The organism is Halorubrum sp. Atlit-28R (assembly GCF_003665955.1).
Classification (GTDB): Archaea; Halobacteriota; Halobacteria; order Halobacteriales; family Haloferacaceae; genus Halorubrum; species Halorubrum tropicale.
Genome location: NZ_QPLS01000008.1, coordinates 118926 through 133219, shown reverse-complemented (window position 1 = coordinate 133219; position 14294 = coordinate 118926). Strand labels below are relative to the sequence as shown.

The following is a 14294-nucleotide window of genomic DNA, read 5'->3' as shown; positions in this document are numbered from 1 at the left end:
GACAGCTCCAAGCAGCTCTCAGCAACCGCTTTTTCGACTCACTCGACGAACTTACAACAGCGATCGACAGTGCTCTTGATCAACTCTCGATTCCAAAAGTGAGTAATTATTTCTAGCAACTACTATAGGTAATAGATCCATTTGCTTTATTTTAGCTGAATACAGGCGGTAAGCCCCCTTCCTCAAGGAGCAACGCAGGCCGGAGGCCGAGTAGCGCAGTAGGGAGGGGATACACCGCCGTCATCGCCTCACATACACTGCTCTGTATCACTACTCCATGCCCCACGTACCGACACACTTACGTTGAAACAATGTATAAATACAGGTGATGGATAGACACGAAATCGAAGGCCACGAAGTCATCGAAGGCGAGGTGAAAGCCACCGGAAACGGCGCACACGTTCTCGTTCCGAAACAGTGGCGTGGCGCAGACGTGAAAATCGTCCGAACGTCTGATCCCGACGAATAGCTACTCCCAATGTACTACGCCTATAGGTTCCGACTCAATCCCACGCCCGAACAGCGTGAGCAACTGGATTACCACCGTGACACCTGTAGGCAACTCTACAACCACGCACTCAACAAATTTGAGCAAATCCCAGACTCGGCGGGGACACTCAACCAACGAGTGCGGCAGGTTCGGGATCAACTCACCGACCTCAAAGAGTGGTGGGAGGAACTGAACGATCTGTACTCGACAGTCGCACAAGCCGCTGTTATGCGGATCGAAGACAGCATCAAAGCTCTCTCCGAACTGAAAGAGCGGGGCTACAACGTCGGTAGTCTCAACTGGAAAGCCCCACAGGACTTCCGTAGTTTCACTTACGTACAGTCTGGTTTCGAGTTCGATAGTAAGAACGGCCAGCCTGTACTGTCACTGTCGAAACTCGCGGATATTCCAATCGTGAACCACCGAGTGATCCCCGACGACGTGACGATCAAAGAAGTCACGATCAAGAAAGAGCCGACCGGTGAGTGGTTCGCCTCATTCGCTGTCGACGGCAAACAGACACCGGAGAAACCAACCGGCCCCGAGCGATGTGTTGGGATCGACGTTGGGATACTCAAATACGCCCACGATACCGATGGCACTGCTGTCGGGTCACTTGACTTGTCCGACGAACGCGAACAGTTGGAACGCGCCCAGCGCGACCTCTCACGGAAAGAACATGGGTCGAACAACTGGGAGAAACAACGGAAAGTCGTTGCCCAACGCCATGCCGATCTAAAACGGAAGCGACGTGATTTCTTGCACAAGCTGTCGAACTACTACGCCACCGAGTACGACTTGGTGGCCGTCGAGAGCTTGGACGCGAAAGGGTTGGTTGAACTACCGGGCAACTCTCGAAACCGGGCGTCGGCGGCGTGGGGGACGTTCAAGCGGATGCTCGAATACAAATGCGACCGTGAAGGCACGCACTTTGTAGAGGTCGACCCGAAAGACACGACCCAAGAGTGTGCGTCCTGTGGCGTGAAAACCGAGAAACCGCTGTGGGTTCGTGAACACTCTTGTCCTTCCTGCGGGTTTGAAGCGGATCGGGACGCGAATGCGGCGTGGAATATTCTTTCTCGTGGTCTTGAAGAAGTAGGAGTGGTTCACTCCGAATCAACGCCTGTGGAGACTGCGCTCCCTGCGGATACATCCGTGTCTGCAAAGCGCGTCGTGGAAGCAGGAAGCCCCACCCTCAAGGAGCGAACGGCGTCAGCCGTGAGCGAGTAGGGTGGGGTAGTTCACTTCTGTGTTCACCGTTTCAACCTCTCCTAATATTGAAAAGTTGTACCAAAACATAAGAGTAACATTTCTTGTCATCAACGGTTTCCACGATGCCCTCCACGGATTCTGAGCGCTCACAAAAAGCGGTTGATGTCGCACAGCAATATCTTAGACGCGAACGTCCACTCAACGCACTTGTCGTCGTTCTCGCGTGGTTGGTATTCGTCGGCACATATCTCGTGACAGCATTGGGTCAAGCTGTTCTCGTCGCAGCCATCCTCATCATTGGGGTCCGGTTTCCTATTTTGCAGTCAAATGGGACGTTCCGACTTCGAACTAGTGACGATCTTGGTACTGTTATGGACGAATTCTCCGGCCCCCTACCGCCTGTTCTCGCAATTCAATGGGGTCTGGCGGAGAAGGTCTTCACAGAGGGTGACACAGCAATATATTCCGTTTCGTACCTGTTTGGACTTCGATCGGTCGACATGACTGTGCACACGAAAACGGATTCGACAGCAGGTGGTGGATGTGTAATTGAGTCAGAAGTTACGGTTGATGACCAACCATGGGCCACATATACGTCGACGATTAGCAGCTCGGGTGAATACACAACTATTGACGTGACATACACCTCAAATCGACGGTTCGGACTACGACGTGTCCCACAACAGCTAATCGCGAATCGGTATCGTGACGAGGTGCTCTCGGTTCAGGGGTATACCGTTATTACACGTGACGCACACCTCGGCTTATAAGCGTTCTACCGGTCGTAATTCAGAGCGTGAAACGGTGACTTGGATTTCTTATTAATGTGTGAGAATTCGGTGATTGATGCGATCAGCATTGAGTTCATCCGTTTCGATAGAAGGAACAGGTAGTACCAATATTGAATTGTTCGTTACACTAGGACTCATTATTTTGATTTTTGCCGGACTTTGGAGAGTATTTGAAAAAGCTGGTAAACCGGGCTGGGCCGCGATTGTTCCGATATACAATCTCTACGTCTTGGTCAAGGTGAGCGGAAACGCATGGTATTGCTTTGTTCTTCGTCCCGGTGATCAACTTCTTCGCCACGCTGAAGGTTAGTATCGATGTCGCTGGCAGATTCAATAAGGGGGTTCTATTTGGTCTCGGACTCACCTTCATATCGTTCATTTTCTACCCACTTCTCGGGTTCGGTGGCTACCAGTATAACGATGCCACTGGCTCAACTGGGAGCGTGGCCTAACACTCAAAGAATCCGATTGAGGCCCAACTGCGCCGTGTTTCTCCCGATGAAACGCTGCTACGGGCTTGATACTATTCCCAGTATTAGATACAGGTAGCCGCCGGCCGGAGGCGGTCTTGAACAAATATCCGGTCGCTGAGTCTCTCCCATCGCTCACCTCCCCCAACGGATGGGAGGCTCACCCACTCCCCCGCGACGCTCCATTGATCACCCCCGCTGGAAGGACGGCCCTCCGCCCCGTCCACCAGCACTATCCATTTGTCAAATAGAGGTATCTCTACCGACGCCTCTCCAGTATGGGTTAGTGTCCCAAATTCGTGGAACCGCAGCCTAATACTGGAGGGCCAACAGCGTTAGTTATTGTTTGATTTGATATATGATAAGTCCGACGAGCGGAATCGCAGTAAACAAAAATACGAAGACGCCTGCTGCTACGCCGCCTTCAAACTCAGCAGCTATCACCAACCCAATCAGTGAGACGACTCCAAACAGAGCCATCGACGCAAGCGACATACGAGGTGCTGTACTGTCTAACCGCAGCAATTCGATGCCAACTTCCACCATAGTGTCTGGCCCGTTCGTATTCGCGTTCCAATTGGCACCAGCGTCATTGTCAGCGGGACTCGCGCCAACAAGTGAGTCCGTGATTGGGGTCGTATCTCCGAGTCGTGGTAGCTTGGTCGGCCTGTCACCGCGGTCAACGAATACCGTCGAGGTGTCCAACCACCTATCGACGGGGTCACGTTCAACTCGGATCTCATGATCAGCTAGCGATTCGTACCGCCAAAGAGGGGTTTGAAACAGGGTATCAGTCGCAACAATAGTTTTCGAATCTAACCGGTATTCAACACCAACGTACCGGATCCAGTAGTCGAGGTGGATGAGACCAAGCGGGACGCCGATCCCGAGAAGCATGATGCCACCCGCTATTTGGATAGCACCATCGAATACAGCAAGTGATGCGGCGAGAAAGGCGAGTGGTGTCAGCAACCACGGTCCAGGGTGTGTCCGGAAATGTGACGCCGTAGGCAGCAGTCGTCCCGAGAGCGACGGGCGCAGATCTGTGGGATTTCCTGATAGCGTTGTCTCAATCGTCTTACGCTCTGGGGGACTGTACGCCTCCCCACGACCGACGAGTGACCACAGTCCCGCACCGAGTCGGCCATCGTGATAATATCCTGCGAGATCGGTGAGGAGCCTAATCGAGACTACTACAGCGACAAGTGGTCCCGTCGCAACCCGTTCAACTGCACGAGAGGTCTCTCCAGCCCCGCCGTTAGAAACCACCAGAGCTGCGGTGAGCAGCGCGATGGTGCTCGCGAGGAGTACGGTTGCGCCCTCAGTGACGACACTCTGAAAAGCTGTTGCGACATTATGACCTTGGTAATCACCATCTCGGAAGTACGTAGTGACTGTTCGCCATCCTTCCGCGATGAAGATTCCAAGCGCGCCAATAATGAGCCACGACGAGATATTGGCATCCGGATTTGCGGTTGCCACGGGGCCAACAACCAGTGCCCCGACGAATAGCCACAGTCCGATTATAATTGGTACTACGAACAAAAGTGTCGGAATAGTCAGTAGTCGGATATTAGCACCTGTCAGCGGGAGTGAAATGGAGGTCTGTTTTGTGGCAATCGCCCCAAACAGGATTGGATCCCCGTTCCGTTCCATTGGCCGCCCGGCAAACGTCGCTCGAACAACCGCCCAAAAACATACGACGCCGAACTCAAGCCAATATAATGTCAGCAGCTCTAAAATCGACAGGCCGAACGCAACAATCCCGACAATCGGAACCAGATTCGCCACGAGAAGAGCCAATAGTTCGGGATCTGGGATGCGACTAGCTCCTGTGTCGTGAGTTGTCGCTGCTGAGCTCATCTACGGACGTGGTGGCGAAGTGACCAGCTGCGCGTACCCTGGGCGTGGAACACAGATATCCCGAGGATCAATCACAGTTCTGTCTCGTGACTTTTGAACAGGTGCTGTGGAGGGCATTCATGTACATACCCGGTAGCGAATCTAATAGTAGTAAGCCATGGTTGCTGTAGTCAGTGTTGATCACTGAGTACGGATTTATACCGACTGAGAGTACTTCCTATTGAGGTGAGGATGACAAAGACCCCAACCACGACGAGCAGCCCCCCAAGGATCGGCTCAGATAAGTAATAAGACAGCCAGCCTATCGCAATGTTGGTACTGGCCAGTCCGATCGGATAGAGTGTCTGTTGTAAGCACATGGCTCTCAACGTTGTCGTTACTGAGTTGCCGCGGGTAGTGCTGAAAGATCTGTACCGAGCGGGCGACAAGCAATGTGATTTCGGGAACTGGCTCCTAAATGACCTCTCGATCGTCGAACTGAGTGTTCTGTTCCCGGCAACAGCCTGTCGAGGGCCCTTTCCCGCCAGTGCTTACAGATGCTGAGTTCTGGTTGCTCGTAGAACCCGTGTCTCACAGGGGTTGGATATTGAAATATACGCATCATCGTCTTCGGTAGTATCTGTGCGCTGGATCTCCCTGTAACTAAGAGCTAATAATACAGACCCGACGAGACGTATCGGTCTAAGTATACAGAGTGACGTGCCCCCTCGACTGATATCGTGGGGTCCCCGGGATCACTATGTTACTCCCATTGATTCGGATGGTTGAGGATCTGAGCTTTATGAACTGTCGATCACTGACTCTGCCACGAAGCCGTTACTCGTACCCGCAGGGGACATTGGAATGCCATCGAACGTATTTTTTGAAAAATAGAGCGACGAAGTTCTCGGCCACGAATAGTTTCAGCAACGTCGCGCTAGAGACAGCTCAAGATTGGCTGCGAGCCTTCGCTGTCTCCCGCATCTCACGCCAGGATTAATACGATCGGCTGGTGACCGCCTGGCGCGACAGTCCGTGACGCGATCCCTCTGCTTTCCGGATACAAATCCTCCTTTGCGCTCGAAAAATCCGCCTCTGTGAACACAAAATTCTCGGCGCTGCTTTACCGGTTGCTATGCTAGGCGAGTGCGTGGACATGACGTCACGATTACGCGAGATCGTACGCACGGAACTGCTACGAAGTATCGTCTGGTTCGGAGCCGGACTCGTCGGCTGGCCGCTAGCGACGATGGAAATTAGTTGGCTCAACATGACACCCCTGACGGTCTTCGGACTTCCCGTGGTCACCTGGGCCGTGCTGACGGCAAGTGCTATCGGAATCCGGAGCGTGACCGAGTCAGATCTTCGCGTCCAGACGACAAGCGGAATATCCGTAAGCCTCGCCCTCGGGATCATGCTCGGGGGTGTCGCCGCGGTGTATCTCGTCATAAGAGGTGGATACCCCGCTCAGTGGATCACGCTCGGTTACGTCGCGGTCGCGGCCGTGACTTCCCTCTGGTACTGGTACGTTCACCCGACGGGCAGAGGCTCGACAGCGACTACCTGACTCTTTGGGCCGGCCTCGCAGTCTCCGAGCGGTCTCACTTGCTGAAACAGCACCGCACCGCTCTGTGGCCCCGCCAGAGCAAAACATACAATTTGACTCGCTAAGATATTGCGCGTGACCGACCCATAACACATGGCCCTCCCACCTTGGATCGCACAAAAACTGCCCCAGGACAAGCGGGTAAACACCAAACTCACCCGCCGCCACGTCGTCGAAACGATGTATCGAGCAGATCGGCCGTTCTTCTCGCTCCAGCAAATTCAACAGCAGATCAAGCCAGACGTCTCAAAGGTGACTGTCCGGAACCGGTTAACGGAACTCGAGGAACACGGGGTCGTCGCGACGGAGTCGTTCGCTGATTCACTGACCCTGTATTATCTCAACCACCCGGAGTCGGAGTGGCCGCTATCGCCGGAAGGAAAGCAAGCGCTGACAGCCGATGAGACTACTCCAACGCACCCCCTCCGCGAATTCCTTGACCACCCACGCGTCCGTTCAATCTTGCGAGAAGAGTTCTTTCGGAGCATTGGCTGGGCAGCACTCGGGATAGTCGGGTGGCCAATACTGCTCAGTGAGTCTCCACAGTTAGCGGTCACCATATGGACAGTATTCGGGCTCCCGGTCTTGACCTGGGCGACACTTACTGTGGCGATGATCAGCGTCCGGCTGCTGACGGGGAGCGACGTCCAAGTTCAGACACAGGAAGGGTTACATGTCGTCTCACTGTGTGGGATTCTATTAGCCGGATTCTGGGTAGCGTTCGTGATTTTTATTTTGAACTGGCCGCCACTGCCGACAGTCGGGGTGTATCTTCTCGCGACAGTTTCCTACTTGATCATTTATAAACGGGTTATCCTACCGGAAACTAATCTCCCGGTCACCACGTGATCTCTCGCCGACGCTGCTAACGCTGACGGGGGACAGTAACTGACAGCCTTCAATATTGGCAGCAGACCGTTTGAGACCCAATATGAACTCCCTTATTTTCCGGTCAAAGGCTCGCTATCATCTCTGGTGGGCGCCACCGTGGCGCGGATTTCACGGACAAGGCTGAGGACAGATTCCCACTGCTCTCGGGACCCGGGGATCGCGTACTCTTCACTACCCATGTACTCCGCGAGCGTCGTCTGGACATCCTTCGGGTTATCAACCCGGCGAAACTCCAGATCGCGGCCTCCGGCGACCTCAACAGACACTCTCCCATAGCCGAAAAACGAGCCTGTGGCGGATTGAGAAAATGAAGTGTTCTGGATTTTATCGACACGGACGCGACGAATTGTTCGTCCGAGGACGCCTCGTTTCGCCCATACTGCTCGTGTCGTCAAGAGATACTGCGTCCGTCGTACCCTGAGTAGCCCCCAGCTGAGAACCGCAACGCCGACAGGGACCCCCATTAGCAACCAAAGGTTGACGCTGACAGCGCCGATAAGGGCAAGTACGGAAATAGAGCTTCCAACGATTATGTCTGGAAGAGCCGCTGAGAGACGCGGGCGACCCTTCCAGACAACGCGTTCACCGTCGTGTTGATACCACCAGCCGTCACTCATCTGTGTTACCTGTGTCAGTATGTGTTGACTCGTCAGTAGACGAGGCAGTCGAGTCGGTCTGGGACCCACTCTGGTCATCGGCGACGGCCTGCCGAATGACGCGTAGTTCCGTAAGAATCGAATCAAGAACATCCTCTTTCGTCGAGTCGGACTCGGTCTGCTGTCGACTATCAATTTCTCTAGCAATCAGCTCCTGAACTGCGGCTGGGGCAGGGATACTCCGAAACTGAAGTTCGATCCCAGATCCGCCGGCTGTACTGACGTCAACGGAGCCGTATCCAAAGTACGAGCCGAGCGCCGACTGTGAGTACGAGATGTTTTGGACTTTGTCGAACCCAATCTGTTGGACGTCACGTGAGAGTACCCCACGTTTGCTGTAGAGGCCACGATTGGTGACTACGTAGTTCGTATTGGTGTACTGAAGATAGGACGCAGCAACAATTGGGATGCCAATAAGGACGAGTGATAGCGGAATCCCAATGATAAACGCAGGAAGGACGCTGTACTTGTGTGGGGTACTTGACCACTGGATAGACTCGCCGTCTTCAAGCGTGAGCCAGTCGAGATCCAACTCTGAGGAATCCGTTGAGCCGTCTTCTGATATGTCTTGGAGGGCCGTATCAGACATGGATTATCCCAGATGACCAACCCACAAAATAGTGAGGAAATTCACGGCTCGGAACACGGTGTCGCAAGAGGTAGCTGAACGGGTATCAAGGAGACAGAGCACGGCAGCAAGTGCTAGGCCCCATCGCTGGCGTCGATCAGTCAAAACCGTCCCAGAAGCCGATGGAGAGCGGAAAAAATGATGGGCGATCTCACCAGACTATGCCACGGCGATGGGATATGCTCATCAGTCGGATACCTATCTGAATACCGCCTCCGACCGGCGGCTACCTCAACGGTGTACCCTTTCGAATGGTAATCCCAGAGCAGTGTTTCAAGCCTCGAAGCGCGAATTCACCGGATCTCAGGTGAGTAGGGGCGCGACAAATATCACGGCATTAAACACACCATGAACGAGCGCAGGCGCGACAAAGGTATTCGACCGTTCGAACACCCACCCGAATATCCCTCCCATCAGAGAGTAATAAAGCGTCATGTGAGCAACTGCGGCCATCGGCGGCGACAGGAGGAGGACGGGGTAGACGTGAAACAGCGCAAACACGAGGCCGGCCGTACCGATCGCGATTCTAGCCGAGAACGACGCACGGAGCCGCTGCTGGATGACGCCCCGGAAAAAGAACTCCTCGACAGGACCGATCAACGCAAGCGACAGGACTGCCGCGATGACGAGGCCGACACCCGTCGGTGCTGCGAGGTTTGTGTACTGCATAAATCCAGGAGAGAGTTCGACACTCGGAAGAACCGCGTCAGTGCTTACAAGCGAGAGGAACGCGGTTGCGAAACTCATCCCCAGTCCACCGATGAGAGCAGAGACAGAGTCTCGGTCTGGAACGTGAACCGGAACCTGGAACGACGAGTGAAATGAAACGTACCCGATGCCAACGAGCAGAAATGAAAGTTCGGTCGCGGCGCTTCCAGCGATGAATATGAGCGTCTCCCTGGCATCAGAACTGACGGCTGAGACAGCAGCAAGTGAGGCAGCCAAATTCAACAAAACGGTGATCGGTATCGTGAAAGCGAGAAACGCCACCGCACTGGCGGCACCAGTCTCATCATTAAGTTGATTCGGCACGTCCGCTTCTAGCGTGGAGGGCAAATCGACCATAGATGACGAAATGAGTGATTGGGTTGTAAGTGTTATCTGGACGACTATTAAGTTGATTCGGTAACAAATCAGGTACCCGAGCGGAAACAACAGCAGTGTTGTACACCAATGACAGGTGAACGTGAGGGGAGTGAGTCAGCGTATGCGGCGTTGGCCGACGAAACACGGGTCCGTATCCTGTTAACTCTCGCAGATCAGTACGACGAAGCGTGGTCATCCGAGTGGCCGACGTTCTCCGAGCTACGAGAGCAAGTCGGCGTTGAGGACACGAGCCGGTTCAGCTACCACTTGTCCGAGCTTCAAGACGACTTCATTCAGAAGGTGGACGGGCGATATCGTCCCCGAATAGCCGCCTTGGAGATTGTGGCCGCAATTCGGGCGGGGAGTTATAAGACACAGAACGGCGACAAACGGTACGAAATCGAAGAGCAGGAGCTGGAGTATAGGTGTCCCCACTGCGATCGGCATCTCGTCGCTGCGTACCGAGAGCACCACCTGTATATTGGCTGTCCGGACCACGGCGCCGCCGTTGCGTACCCGACGCCGCCGCGGGCAACTGAAAACCGGTCACTCGACGCAGTTATCGACTCCACGCTCCGAAACCACGCGTGTGACGTCCGGCTCTTGCGTAACGGGGTCTGCCCGCACTGTTGGGGAGCGGCGGGTTTATCGCTCCCCTCTGACTCCGTTCCAGAGACGTATCTCCACCGAGACGTACCGTATGCCACCGCGGCATGTGACACCTGCTGGCTATCGTATCCGATCCCGATCGCACAGACGGTTCTCGGCCATCACGCCGTCGAGTCACTGTACGCGGCACACGGTCTGCGTCCGCGTGATGCGCAGATCGGACCGCACAGTCTTACGGAGGTGAGCAACGTACGTACCGGTGACGCGGTGCCAACCGCCGCGCAGGTTGTAGTCCGTCTCGCTGACGGGTCAATTGAGTTCGATCTCGACGAAGATTGTCGCGTTCGGCGCTACGACGTGAGCGATACAGAACCGACACGGTGACCGCGGCAGCAGCGCCGTTGGGATCTCCGCGAAGATATCACTGGGACACTGACTTTGGCCGTGTTTCTCGGCCCGAGACACACGACAGGAGGTATACCGGAGACGATCGATCAGCCGGTATGACAGACGACGCCCAGACAAGCGGGTCTACCCCGGAGGTTGACCGAGCTACAGCACACTCCAACACGTACTCAGACCGAGCATACACGTGGCTTTCACGCAACGGACTCTACGTCTGGGCCGGGATTTCCGTGGTGGTGATAGCGCTCGGAGTACTTGCTATCCCGCTTTTGGCTTTCGGATCATTGGCAGCGATCGGCGGAGAAGAGTCGATACTCGCCGGCGGAACCGCCATCGTTCTCCTCTGTACTGTCTTACTACTCGGTTTGGCAGTCGTGCTACTCAGTTACGCCTATTTAGAGGTGGATCGTCGGGGAGTCCCGTTCGTCGGAGACCGCAGTACGCAGACGTTAGCATATGATAGCATCCGGACAGTAGAGACGGTCGCGGCGGGAATATTCATCGGTGGGTTCCTCACAATGCTCGGACTAGCGGTTTCAGTGGGTAACGTTCCGACAATACTCTCAGTTACCGTGCTAGCAGCCGCAATCGGGCTTCCGGTGACAGTGTTGGTACACGCAGCCGGGCGCTTTGTGTTGTTTGTTGCTGATTCAGCCTAGGACCCCGCTATCAGATGGACACTCGCGAAACTCTTTGTCCCCAGTTAGCCGGTCGCGTTTGTCTGACCGAGATCCGAGAACGACTCTCCGACTCGAAGCGCGATTGGTTCACTTTCATCGCTCGAGCCAATAGAGATAGCGACGATGTCCTCTTCAGTACTAGTAATCGAAAATTGCTGATTAAGCTGTGAGGTCCCTGATATCACGGTATCCGCGAGTTCCAAGTCAACTTGGTACTCGCCGGTGGTGGTCCATACGTCGGCGTAGGCGACAATATTACTCTCACCGTCTGACTCGGTCGAGGGGACGTTGAACGAGGTATCGAGGACCGTCTCGCCCTCGGGATCTACGACTTCGATCGACCCGCTGACCTCCTGATTCATCTGGTTGAGGAGGTTGACCTCTTCGAAGACTTGGTTGCCGATCGCATCAAGCACTGTCGAGCAGCCGGCGGTGGACGCTACGGCGGCACTGGCACCAATTGCGAGAACTCGACGTCTCGTGACGGAGTCGGGTGACGAACGCGTGTGTCGATTCATCGTTGGAAGGCGTATTGCTATTGATGTGGTTTTGGATTAAACCCGTTCGGGGTGTCTCTGGCGGTGAAACTGTTTGATAGAGTGTCTCTAGGAAACAACTGCGACTTCGTCCGTGAATCGTATTTCACGGTTCTGCTGAGTGTTGATCGCGAGTTCCACGAGGTGACACAGTGCTTCGAGGCTCAGCCGAGGTGATCACCGAAAGCGTCCGCTGTTTCGGCGTAAGCTGAGCGCTGCGAGCGCTTTCCGTTCTATATCGGAAGCCGCTCTCTCCGACAAATAATTGTGACCGTGTCGCACATCCCTCAACAGCAGCGGTAAACATAATCTCGTTAGCAGGACGGGCCACACATTGATCCGAGCCAAATGGCGTCAACTACGAATCATAAAAAGCCGCACAGAATGAGCGCGGGAACTTCTCGCTCTGTGAAGGTTACAGTTGGATGCTATGCGGGAACAACTGGAGCGGTGTCGGGAGAAGTGGTTGAATGGTATCTCCAGAAGAGAAAACACTGAGTCGAGTGTCTGACTTCCCTTCGACCTCGGTGGGTTGATGAACTCGCCCTCGCAGGTCGTTTAGATTCGAGCGAGCATCGCATATACGAGAATACTGAGTAAAATCATAAAAAACGGTGCGATCAAGACTATTACAGCTGCCATTTCTGCCCCACTCACCTGGGGAGAGCCGAGCAACAGTAGTGGAACACTAAGAAAAACCAGTGCCAACATGAGTGCGGCACCCACGACCGCGAGATCCTGCTCAGGGCGCTCCTCGTGTCTGATCGGCAGGTCAAGTGTCTCAGTCGCGTGGTCAAGATCAGCGACAGGACCAAACTGAACTGTGTTTGTTGGGGCTGCCTCAACGTTTGAAATCCGTAGTGTCCCGGTACCGAATAGGCGGTCAGGAATGGCGTTCTTGATTTCAAATCGTGCTTGTGAGTGAATCGGAACCAACCACTGTGGCGCACCAAGTACGGTGTCGTACGCGACAAGTTTCTCACCACGCCGTTGGTACTCAATAGTGCCGTACCGGAGGTAGTAGCTCCCAACTCGGATTATAAAAATTCCCAGTAGTACGGCGAGGCCAATGCCACCCCACAAAAAATGCGCTGTAACCATTGCGGCGACAACGCCAACCAGCAGCAGCGCGACACCGCGATTGACCACCGTGAGTAGTATTGTGGTGGTGCTTCCAAGTAGTACAGATCGAGGGTTGACTTTCACACGTGCCTGAACCGGCTCATCTGGGAGGCTAAGCTCTGGTTGCGACTGACTGAACTCGCGGTCAGCACTGAGTCGGTCAAAGAGTCCTTGGAATGCGCTTGCTATTGGACCGGCAGACTCCCACGATACAGCGAGAACTGTTTTAATAATCACAAATCCCCCAAGCACAGCTACTCCGGCTGACTGGCCCATTGATAGGCCGATCACCCCCAAAAACATCACCCCGAGCGTGAGCTGGGACGGTTGTTGTAGGATTTCACGAGCGGACACATTCTTGTATATTTTGGCCCCCAAGTACTCACGGTGAAACTCGATGCCGTGTGCGACTATGAGGGCACCAATACTTACAGCGACCTCCCACGAAAGCGCTATTGATGTCTCAACCAACACCCAGGAGAGTATCGTAATCGGCACAATAGTGGAAGCCCAGATCCCGAGTATTGACAGCGCAAAAGGCACATTGCGGGGGTATATCGGTGGAAGCGTTGGGAGAGGGCGCCAACCGCCTCGTTTGTGCCGTAGTTCATGAAGTGGTTCTCGCTCTCCGACGACATCGGGGGATCCTTGCTTTGCGAACAACGACTTTAGCACGCCGAAGAGGACTGTACTAAATGCTTCAATCCAGTAGAGTAACAAAAGAGTCCAAACATTCCAATCGCCATAGACTATGCCAGCCAAAGGGAGCAGATTTGTACCGATGATTACGAGATCCGTAGCTGACCGCCTCGATACTGTGGAGGGCACACCGCGCATGTCGCGAATTATTTGCTCGTGATAGATATGTCCCTGTGATATTGTGTTGATGATCTTCTCACAGTTGTCGTGGCTAGTTCTGAAACAGCATAAAAGGCACCAGCTGTCAAATTCACTGTGATGAGGCTTAAACATGCCTTAGCAATGATTATCGCTGGGATTGGGCTCGTCTCAGGTGTGTTAACAGCGATGACATCGTTAATGGTCGGTGCCATTGGCGGGCAAGCAATGGGAATCCTGCTGTCAGATGTTGTCGGACTTCCGTTTTCGCTACTCATTCTTGCGACCTCGGCAGAGACATTCACCCAACTACGAGAGAGTCAAAAAAAGAACGTGACGTCGTAGGTTGTATTGATCGTAATCGTAGTAGAACGTATCACCTGCGAAGAATTTCAACAAAGCCGAACGAGCCTGTTTGGAACCGGGACTGCTA

General features: G+C 54.1%; 14 protein-coding genes and 1 pseudogene. 8 read left to right on the top strand and 7 right to left on the bottom strand.

Going from position 1 to position 14294, the window contains the following annotated elements; genetic code table 11:
* The 4 genes and pseudogenes from DVK06_RS13130 to DVK06_RS19335 form a co-directional block, all read left to right on the top strand.
* Positions 1–116: pseudogene (locus DVK06_RS13130) on the top strand (IS630 family transposase); the annotation flags it as partial.
* A 212-nt stretch (positions 117–328) separates the two neighbouring features.
* A complete protein-coding gene (locus DVK06_RS13125) occupies positions 329–469 on the top strand; it encodes a DUF2080 family transposase-associated protein (RefSeq protein ID WP_121600587.1) in 141 nt (46 codons plus the stop codon).
* A gap of 9 nt (positions 470–478) precedes the next feature.
* Positions 479–1720 carry an RNA-guided endonuclease TnpB family protein gene (locus DVK06_RS13120; RefSeq protein WP_049933324.1) on the top strand — a complete coding sequence of 414 codons (1242 nt, stop codon included), beginning with the start codon at positions 479–481 and terminating at the stop codon, positions 1718–1720.
* A gap of 1051 nt (positions 1721–2771) precedes the next feature.
* A complete protein-coding gene (locus tag DVK06_RS19335; protein ID WP_233561725.1) occupies positions 2772–2945 on the top strand; it encodes a DUF5684 domain-containing protein in 174 nt (57 codons plus the stop codon).
* A gap of 357 nt (positions 2946–3302) precedes the next feature.
* Here DVK06_RS19335 and DVK06_RS18340 read toward each other — a convergent pair whose 3' ends face one another.
* Positions 3303–4826 (bottom strand): DUF6498-containing protein, encoded by a 1524-nt coding sequence (locus tag DVK06_RS18340; protein WP_147438084.1) that lies wholly within the window; start codon positions 4824–4826, stop codon positions 3303–3305.
* A 1114-nt stretch (positions 4827–5940) separates the two neighbouring features.
* Between DVK06_RS18340 and DVK06_RS13105 the strand changes: the two genes are divergently transcribed.
* Together DVK06_RS13105 and DVK06_RS13100 are read left to right on the top strand one after the other, a co-directional pair.
* Positions 5941–6372 (top strand): hypothetical protein, encoded by a 432-nt coding sequence (locus DVK06_RS13105; RefSeq protein ID WP_121600585.1) that lies wholly within the window; start codon positions 5941–5943, stop codon positions 6370–6372.
* Between the two features lie 132 nt (positions 6373–6504).
* The gene (locus DVK06_RS13100; RefSeq protein ID WP_121600584.1) at positions 6505–7260 is read left to right on the top strand and encodes a transcriptional repressor; all 756 of its coding nucleotides are present in this window, start codon (positions 6505–6507) and stop codon (positions 7258–7260) included.
* 92 nt (positions 7261–7352) lie between these two features.
* On the opposite strand, the gene DVK06_RS13095 is transcribed toward DVK06_RS13100, so the two are convergent.
* The 3 genes from DVK06_RS13095 to DVK06_RS13085 form a co-directional block, all read right to left on the bottom strand.
* On the bottom strand, positions 7353–7919 hold the full coding sequence (locus DVK06_RS13095) for a PH domain-containing protein (protein ID WP_121600583.1): 567 nt from the start codon (positions 7917–7919) through the stop codon (positions 7353–7355).
* Complete coding sequence (locus DVK06_RS13090; protein ID WP_121600582.1) at positions 7912–8547, bottom strand: PH domain-containing protein; 636 nt, start codon at positions 8545–8547, stop codon at positions 7912–7914. The genes DVK06_RS13095 and DVK06_RS13090 overlap by 8 nt, the downstream gene beginning before the upstream one ends.
* A 342-nt stretch (positions 8548–8889) precedes the next feature.
* Entirely contained in the window at positions 8890–9651 is a 762-nt protein-coding gene (locus DVK06_RS13085) for a CPBP family intramembrane glutamic endopeptidase (protein ID WP_121600581.1), read from the bottom strand.
* 108 nt (positions 9652–9759) lie between these two features.
* Here DVK06_RS13085 and DVK06_RS13080 point away from each other — a divergent pair, with 108 nt between their 5' ends.
* Positions 9760–10665 carry a winged helix-turn-helix domain-containing protein gene (locus DVK06_RS13080; RefSeq protein ID WP_121600580.1) on the top strand — a complete coding sequence of 302 codons (906 nt, stop codon included), beginning with the start codon at positions 9760–9762 and terminating at the stop codon, positions 10663–10665.
* Between the two features lie 119 nt (positions 10666–10784).
* Positions 10785–11345 (top strand): hypothetical protein, encoded by a 561-nt coding sequence (locus DVK06_RS18335; RefSeq protein WP_137705262.1) that lies wholly within the window; start codon positions 10785–10787, stop codon positions 11343–11345.
* A 44-nt stretch (positions 11346–11389) separates the two neighbouring features.
* Here the strand turns inward: DVK06_RS18335 and DVK06_RS13075 are convergent, their stop codons facing one another.
* The 3 genes from DVK06_RS13075 to DVK06_RS19030 form a co-directional block, all read right to left on the bottom strand.
* Positions 11390–11782 carry a hypothetical protein gene (locus DVK06_RS13075; protein WP_233561724.1) on the bottom strand — a complete coding sequence of 131 codons (393 nt, stop codon included), beginning with the start codon at positions 11780–11782 and terminating at the stop codon, positions 11390–11392.
* A 678-nt stretch (positions 11783–12460) separates the two neighbouring features.
* The gene (locus DVK06_RS19330; protein WP_233561723.1) at positions 12461–13852 is read right to left on the bottom strand and encodes a DUF6498-containing protein; all 1392 of its coding nucleotides are present in this window, start codon (positions 13850–13852) and stop codon (positions 12461–12463) included.
* Between the two features lie 17 nt (positions 13853–13869).
* Positions 13870–14139, bottom strand: coding sequence for a hypothetical protein (locus tag DVK06_RS19030; protein ID WP_199718685.1), 270 nt, complete (start codon positions 14137–14139; stop codon positions 13870–13872).
* Between the last annotated feature and the right edge of the window lie 155 nt (positions 14140–14294).